Annotated in this window: 7 protein-coding genes; 5 read left to right on the top strand and 2 right to left on the bottom strand. The window is 46.3% G+C overall.

Features of this window, described 5'->3' with window-relative positions:
• Positions 1-662: 662 nt before the first annotated feature.
• A complete protein-coding gene (locus AAA952_RS21605) occupies positions 663-1,568 on the bottom strand; it encodes a helix-turn-helix transcriptional regulator (RefSeq protein ID WP_006083558.1) in 906 nt (301 codons plus the stop codon).
• A 69-nt stretch (positions 1,569-1,637) separates the two neighbouring features.
• The gene (locus tag AAA952_RS21600; RefSeq protein WP_338259521.1) at positions 1,638-2,510 is read right to left on the bottom strand and encodes a formate dehydrogenase accessory sulfurtransferase FdhD; all 873 of its coding nucleotides are present in this window, start codon (positions 2,508-2,510) and stop codon (positions 1,638-1,640) included.
• A 337-nt stretch (positions 2,511-2,847) separates the two neighbouring features.
• Here AAA952_RS21600 and AAA952_RS21595 point away from each other — a divergent pair, with 337 nt between their 5' ends.
• The 5 genes from AAA952_RS21595 (at position 2,848) to AAA952_RS21575 (ending at position 6,897) form a co-directional block, all read left to right on the top strand.
• Positions 2,848-3,312 carry a DUF3305 domain-containing protein gene (locus AAA952_RS21595; RefSeq protein WP_105250549.1) on the top strand — a complete coding sequence of 155 codons (465 nt, stop codon included), beginning with the start codon at positions 2,848-2,850 and terminating at the stop codon, positions 3,310-3,312.
• A complete protein-coding gene (locus AAA952_RS21590; RefSeq protein WP_338259514.1) occupies positions 3,312-3,989 on the top strand; it encodes a DUF3306 domain-containing protein in 678 nt (225 codons plus the stop codon). The genes AAA952_RS21595 and AAA952_RS21590 overlap by 1 nt, the downstream gene beginning before the upstream one ends.
• Before the next feature lie 189 nt (positions 3,990-4,178).
• Positions 4,179-5,840 (top strand): 4Fe-4S binding protein, encoded by a 1,662-nt coding sequence (locus tag AAA952_RS21585; protein WP_338259519.1) that lies wholly within the window; start codon positions 4,179-4,181, stop codon positions 5,838-5,840.
• Between the two features lie 10 nt (positions 5,841-5,850).
• On the top strand, positions 5,851-6,528 hold the full coding sequence (locus AAA952_RS21580) for a TorD/DmsD family molecular chaperone (protein WP_338259512.1): 678 nt from the start codon (positions 5,851-5,853) through the stop codon (positions 6,526-6,528).
• Positions 6,529-6,705: 177 nt separating this feature from the next.
• On the top strand, positions 6,706-6,897 hold the full coding sequence (locus AAA952_RS21575) for a twin-arginine translocation signal domain-containing protein (protein WP_113940320.1): 192 nt from the start codon (positions 6,706-6,708) through the stop codon (positions 6,895-6,897).
• Positions 6,898-6,900: the final 3 nt, after the last annotated feature.

Here is a 6,900-nt window from a genome sequence, read left to right as displayed (position 1 = left end):
CTACGCATTTCCCGTTTCGCGTCAAGGAGTATTTTCAACTTCTTGCTGCGGTTGAATTAAGTGCTTAAAAGCTACTCAATTCAACCTAACTCGTCAGCCTGCTTTCGCTGTCTGCCGTGTCAGTGGATGCGCATTATAGGCAGCAGAGAATTTTGTGCAACCCCTATTTTAAGGAAATTTGCAGTTAATTCTAATTATCTAATCTAACCACAAGATACACACCACTTACCCCCAAAGTTATCCACAAAATAGCGCTTTATCTGTAATTTGGCCCAATTGATTGCCAGCGTACAGTATCAAGACAAAGGGATCATGAGCATGAATGCTATCAGATTTAAATGAGAATAACGGCTGCTCGAACCGGAATATCTCACCTCCACTTTTATATAGAGTCGTTAATGGGAGAATGACGGGGAACAACAGAAGAAGATGACACTCTGAGTGTATTTGGCGATAAAGATACTTTACCTATATATAGTAGTTGCCTCCCACCAACCCACCATAGAAAGTCGAAACGACGTAATCCGCAATAGAAAGAGGGTCTCTTTGATACTTATTCGTTAGTAGCTGACTACATTAGATATCAGCATGTAGTAGCAGTAATAAGTAGTTCAGAGACCATTCAACTCTATTCACCTTAATCCATTATCGAGTTGAGTGGATTAGCTCGCACTCCATAGCAGTTGTCCACAGTCTGTAAGATCATAGCCACCAAGTAGTGCCGCCATTTGCCTCGAGTGACCGCTCGCCAACATAGTAAAAAGTTGTTGAAGTTGACGACGGAAGTAAATGCTTTGCGGCATAACGAAATCGAAAGACTCTTTAATCAGCGGCACGAAACTTAAACCACTTTCCAAAGCCACAGATTGACAACCAAAACCAATATCGGCATCCCCCCTAGCGATATAACCCGCCAACTCGCGTTCACTATAGGCAGTTAGCACGACATTAAGTTGATCTAAGCGAGCACCTTGCTTTAACAACCAATGCTCTAAGTGCTGTTGGCTACCTGCGCCCCCCTGACGACTCACCCAACGCCAAGGCAAGTTCACGACTTTATCTTCTTCTTGGCATCTGTGGTGCATATCGGCACGCATGATCAACCCTTGCTGACGGGAGTAACCATGCACCATGATCCATTGCTGATGATTGTTATAACCTTTAAGTAAAGCTGGATGGCGAATATTTCTATCCTCCATGCTACCCCAGTGTAAGGTGCACACATCGGCATAACCTTTAGCAAGCAACTCTAACCCTAAGCGTGAACCTGTTGCGCTGTAGCTTATCAACTCACGGCTACCAACTTGCGCCATCAAACGCGCCACCAGCATAGATAATAGTGGATCGTCACTACCAGTGATCAATAAACGGTCGGTCAGCATGCCACTGTGGCAAGAATCCATTACCCAACGGTCGATTAACACTTTCGGAAATAGCCATTTACCGGTGATTTTAGTGGCGGGGAGAATTCTGTCATTAGCCATGGCGTAGACTTTTTTCTCATTAAGATCTAAATACTCGGCCACTTGCTTCGCGCTCATGTAGACCAATTCACTGGCAGACGTCATCTTGTTTCCTTGTCTTATTCTTCGTTACTGCATGTAAGTCTTAGCATTACTGTCTTGGCTAACTTGGTGCTAAGGAGCCGTATTGGCATCAAACTGCAGATTTTCACTACCGTGGTACACCAAAAAGTGACGACCTTTGGCGCGGGCAATAATAGTAATACCCAACTGCTGCGCTAGTGCTAAGCCCATCTGAGTCACGCCACTGCGTGATAGCAAAATAGGGATCCCCATTTTGGCGACTTTAATCACCATTTCCGAAGTTAAGCGGCCAGTGGTATAAAATATCTTATTATCGCCGCGATCCTGAGTCAGCCACATATCCCCAGCCAAAGTATCTACGGCATTATGACGGCCAACATCCTCGACGAAAGCCATAATTTTATCGTCTTCGCACAAGCCACAACCGTGTACAGCACCCGCATTTTTATAGGTTTCATTATATTCGTTGATATTTTTCAATAAGCTATAAAGGGTGCTTTGCTTAAGACTTGGCGTTGATAAATTGATGCCGTCTAAATCTTGCATAAAACTGCCATAAACCGTGCCTTGACCACAGCCTGATGTCACCGTTTTTTCGGAGAGTTTCTCATCCAGATCGGCGGTTTGTTCACGGGTAACCACGGCTGCAGAACTCACATCCCAATCGACAATAACCGAGTCCAATAGACTGACATCCGAAATAAAGCCTTGGTTCTTAAGATAACCTAACGCCAGTGACTCAGGTTTCGCCCCTAGGGTCATAAGTGTCACTATTGGTCGCCAGTTCAAATACACGGTAAGCGGACGTTCGCAGGCGACAAATTTATCCAACACTTCCCCGGCTTCATTCACTGCTTTTACAGCAATGGTTAGCGGTACTTCCACTTGAGTTCTCACAAAAGAACACTGATGCTGAGTTTTTTGAGAAGGATTGGCTGCCGCTATTTCGCTATCTGTGCTCATGTTGTTATCAGGAATAGTGATATTTTCAGAGATCATAATGTTACCGCTTAACGAGTCATGGCCAGAGCATAGCAATATTTATACCTAGACATAAAAATTGGGGTTAAATGCGTGATCTGCCGCAATGCTGATTTTTCATTAGCCCTTTTATGTCCCAAACAAAATCCTGTACTGGACAAAATGTCCAATTTATAGGGTGTTTTTGATGATCTAGCTCAAACTAATCCACTATGTTTACTGGCACCAATATTGCAGTGACCTTTTATCGCAATTTGTTGGTAAAACCGAACCGTTCACTTTACGGTTTGTCCATCAACACGGCTGAGACGGAGAGACAATGCAACATACAACTAGTGTTTGGCCTATGTACGTTTCACTCAAGAAAGTAGAGAAGCAAGTTGGCCGCTGGACCTCAGTACAATGGGAAATTGATCACCTACTTCCCGCCACCCATCAAGCCCCAGACGATGCAACCTTAGTGCTACTCGAACTGCACAAAGACGAACGCGCCAGCTATCGCCTCAATCTCGATTTAGATAACGCCATGCTGTATTTAGTATGTGATGAAACGGCCGATGGCACTTGGATACCGGCGGCATTATCGGCGGATCAGAATGTCGCGGCGGGTTGTCTTGAGGGCAATACCCCTGTCCTCAACTTATTGATGCCAAAAGCTATCGCTTGTTGGATTGAAGCCTTTATCACCCAATATGGTGAAGTCGAAATTGCCGCTCATCGCCGTAAACATGTCGATGGCCGTAATAATCAAGGCCCGAGTCACGATCCATTACGGAGGGACTAATGGCTGAATCCATACAAAAAACAGGCGGGCTACTGAGTCGCTGGAACCAACGGCGCGAACAAGTTGCAGCAGAGGAAGCGCGAGCTGACGGGGAAACTACACCTCTGGAGACCATCGTAGCCGAGCCCACTATGGCAGTTGAGCAGCTTCAACCCACAGAGTCAGCCTTTGAACCTAATACTGCAGAGCATGACGATCCTAATCACATCCTCACTGCAGCGGATTTACCCAATCCCGACGAAATTGAAATAGGCGGCAGCTTTGCAAGTTTTATGGGCGCCAATGTTGACCCTGCGGCTAAATCTGCAGCGCTACGTGCACTGTGGAAACAACCGCATTTCAACGAGATAGATGGGCTTTTGGAATATGCACTCGATTACAGTAATCAACCGAAACTCAGTGCAGAAGTCTCAGCTGAATTGATGCAAAAAGTCTTTCGTTACATAGCCGAAGACAGCGAGACCTCGGATGAAGAATCAGCTGTTTTAGCCAAACAAACTGAAGAAAGCAATCCATCCACGAGTCTTGATGTAAGCGAAACAACAACTCATGAGACTAATGAAGTCGAAGTCGAATGGGCAGCTGAGCCGATAACGGACAATTTGGATGGGGAGACTGATGACCTACCCCAAAATGCACCAGAGCCCTTAGCTCAGGTACATACCCGAGTTGTTTAACGTCAGTTTAGCTAATTTTAATGTCCGTAACTTTGGTATGTGAATTGCTGTACTAAGATATAAAAAAGCTTAGATAAAAGCAGAAAAGGCAATGACTTACTTATTACCAGCCGCCTAAATCTGCCCAGATACAGTAAAACAAGAAACAGCCAAAGTACTGTTCAGGAACGCAATGTGAGCACTTATTTGATGACCAATCAAACCCAAGAAGCGTTAAAACAAGCGCGACAACAGGTATTAACGCAAACTCAGATGTTGCAGAATCTGATCCCGCCAACTGTCAGCTATACCACCGAAGGCAATGTTCTTATTATTGGCCCAGAAGATCTGGCTCGCCTTGCCGCGGACAAATTGTCCACTATGGCCCATAGGGTGATTTTAGCCAATGAAGCCATTACCAGCCAAGATGATGCGCACCTAGAACGTGTTATGGCAGCGGCAACTGATGTCGAAAGCTATTACAACAAACTCATTGGCGTAAAAGGCTTTTTAGGCCAATTTCAAGTCAGTGTTGAACATCAAGATGGTGCAGCCGAACTCAGTTTAGTGTCAATCCGTAAACCCCATTTCGATATCGTGCTCGATTTGAGCAGCGCAGCTTGTTTGAACTTAGAAATGCTGCCACCCGGCTATTTTTACGTAGGCCAAGACGCTGAAAAACTCGAAGATGCCCTTGCGCAAATTCCCGATCTCATCGGCCAATTTGATAAGCCGCGCTACGTCAAAATTAACCCAGATATCTGTGCCCACGACCGCAATGGCATCAATGGTTGTAATCGTTGCCTCAACTTCTGCCCAGCAGATGCGATCAGCAGTGTCGCAAAGAAAATTGAAATCGATCCATATCTTTGCCACGGCGCAGGCAGTTGTACCAGCGCTTGCCCAACGGGTGCTATCAGTTACGATTTACCTACGCCACAAGCTTTGCATTCATACCTGAACAAAGTCGTTAGCCGTTTCCGCGAACAAGCCCAAACCGCACCGGTGATTTTGTTCCACGATAATGCCGTCGGCGCCAACTTTATTAGCGACGATTTAGCAGGCGACATCATCCCCGTTGCCCTCGAAGAAATTACCGTTGCTAGCGTAGATCATTGGTTGTCAGTACTCGCTTGGGGCGCGCGCCAAGTGCTGCTCCTCAACACAGACGCAACAGCGCCAACCCTAACGCAAATGCTTAAAGGCGAACTGTCGTTAGCCAATAGCATTTTAGATGAAATGGGCCAGCCACAACGCATTAGCCTCATCGACCCGAGCATGCTTGCCGATTTACATTCGATGCTCGATATCAGCTTAGATTGGCCCGTGATCGTGCCCGCCGCATTTGTGTCGACCACTAAACGCAACACGCTATTTGAAGCGATCGATCACCTCAATAGCCAAGCGGGTGAAATTGATACTTGCCTTAGCCTCAACAATATTACCTTTGGCAAAGTCAGTGTAAATGTAGAAAAGTGCACTATGTGTATGTCCTGCGTGGCAATTTGCCCAACCGTGGCATTACAAGATGGTGGCGACAAACCTGCACTACACTTTATTGAGCAAAACTGCGTGCAATGCGGTTTATGTGAGGCAGCGTGTCCTGAAAAAGTGATAAGCCTTACCCCGCAAATTAACTTTAATAAAGCTGCCCGTCAGCAACAACAGACCCTGAAAGAAGAAGCCCCCTTCGAATGTATTCGCTGCGGCTCTCCTTTTGCGACCCAATCTATGGTGCATCGGATGCTGGATATGGTCGGCGCGCACAGCGCATTTTCTGCCAATATTGAACGCTTGAAAATGTGTGGCGACTGCCGGGTAAAAGACATGTTTGAAGACATTCTTCAAGATCCTGAAAAGCAACTGCGATAAGAGATCCGCTATGACCGAATCAGTAAGACAAGTTTCAGAAAACGATCAGTTGAGAGCCGATATCTATCAACTGTTAGCCGCCCTATTGCGCCGTCAGCCAAGCCCTGAACTGCTACACTTTTTGGCCAATCTTGAAATTGATGCCAATGAAGACAACGAGATGACTAAAGCTTGGTTATCACTCCAACTCGCCGCACAGCAGTTCAACAGCGCACAACTAGAAGACGAGTATTTTGCCCTGTTCCTCGGTGTAGGTTGCGGTGAGATCCTGCCCTACGGCAGCTGGTTTATGACGGGCTCATTGATGGATAAACCACTGGCATTGCTACGCCAAGACTTAATGCAACTGGGGTTTGAACGCGAAGACAACGTCAAGGAACCCGAAGATCACGTTGCAGCACTGTGTGAAGTGATGGGTACCCTGATTTTAGAAGCGCCAAGTTATCGCCAATTGGCTTTTTACCAACGCCATATCGGCAGCTGGATTGGCCGTTTTTGCGATAATTTAGCCAAAGCGCCAAGTGCGGCGTTTTACGCCACGGTTGCACAGCTAGCACAAGCTTTTTTTGCAATGGAAGCCAGTGCTTTTGAGCAATTAAGCTTAGATATTCCAGTCAATTGCCCAGGCAGCGCAGACTTACAGCCAGCCACCAGCGATTTAGCAAAACCAGTAGAGTTAATGAACTAAGACTAAACTGAGTGATAGCGCGGCATGTGCGTGCTAAATGTAAATGTTAGAGATGAGTTCAAACTGCGAAGGTGAGATTAATGTTCACCTTCGCAACAATAACGGAAGCTTAGGCTTCCACAATAACCGAGGTGGTAGCCGTTTGTACCACCTTATCCCGTAACACAAGGAGACACTATGAAGAAGCCAGCTTCCGACATGGGCCGTCGTCAATTGCTTAAAGCATTGGCACTCGGCAGTGCGGCAGGCGCAGTGGTCACTGTGAGTAGTCAAGCGTTAGCTTCGACAAAAACGGCAGCAACCACAGAGCCTAAAAGTGAGAACTACCGCGAAACCGACCATATTCGTAGCTATTATGCGTCGCTTTAAAAC

The sequence above is a fragment of the Shewanella sp. M-Br genome, assembly GCF_036245925.1.
GTDB lineage: Bacteria > Pseudomonadota > Gammaproteobacteria > Enterobacterales > Shewanellaceae > Shewanella > Shewanella oncorhynchi.
Note: the sequence above shows the minus strand (reverse complement) of the source record. Positions and strands in the feature narration are given on the sequence as shown.

What these genes read in the sequence shown, in the direction of transcription:
- AAA952_RS21585 (WP_338259519.1), top strand. Translation starts at nt 4,179, where the DNA reads ATGACCAATCAAACCCAAGAAGCGTTAAAACAAGCGCGACAACAGGTA.
- AAA952_RS21605 (WP_006083558.1), bottom strand. Translation starts at nt 1,568, where the DNA reads ATGACGTCTGCCAGTGAATTGGTCTACATGAGCGCGAAGCAAGTGGCC.
- AAA952_RS21600 (WP_338259521.1), bottom strand. Translation starts at nt 2,510, where the DNA reads ATGAGCACAGATAGCGAAATAGCGGCAGCCAATCCTTCTCAAAAAACT.
- AAA952_RS21590 (WP_338259514.1), top strand. Translation starts at nt 3,312, where the DNA reads ATGGCTGAATCCATACAAAAAACAGGCGGGCTACTGAGTCGCTGGAAC.
- AAA952_RS21595 (WP_105250549.1), top strand. Translation starts at nt 2,848, where the DNA reads ATGCAACATACAACTAGTGTTTGGCCTATGTACGTTTCACTCAAGAAA.
- AAA952_RS21575 (WP_113940320.1), top strand. Translation starts at nt 6,706, where the DNA reads ATGAAGAAGCCAGCTTCCGACATGGGCCGTCGTCAATTGCTTAAAGCA.
- AAA952_RS21580 (WP_338259512.1), top strand. Translation starts at nt 5,851, where the DNA reads ATGACCGAATCAGTAAGACAAGTTTCAGAAAACGATCAGTTGAGAGCC.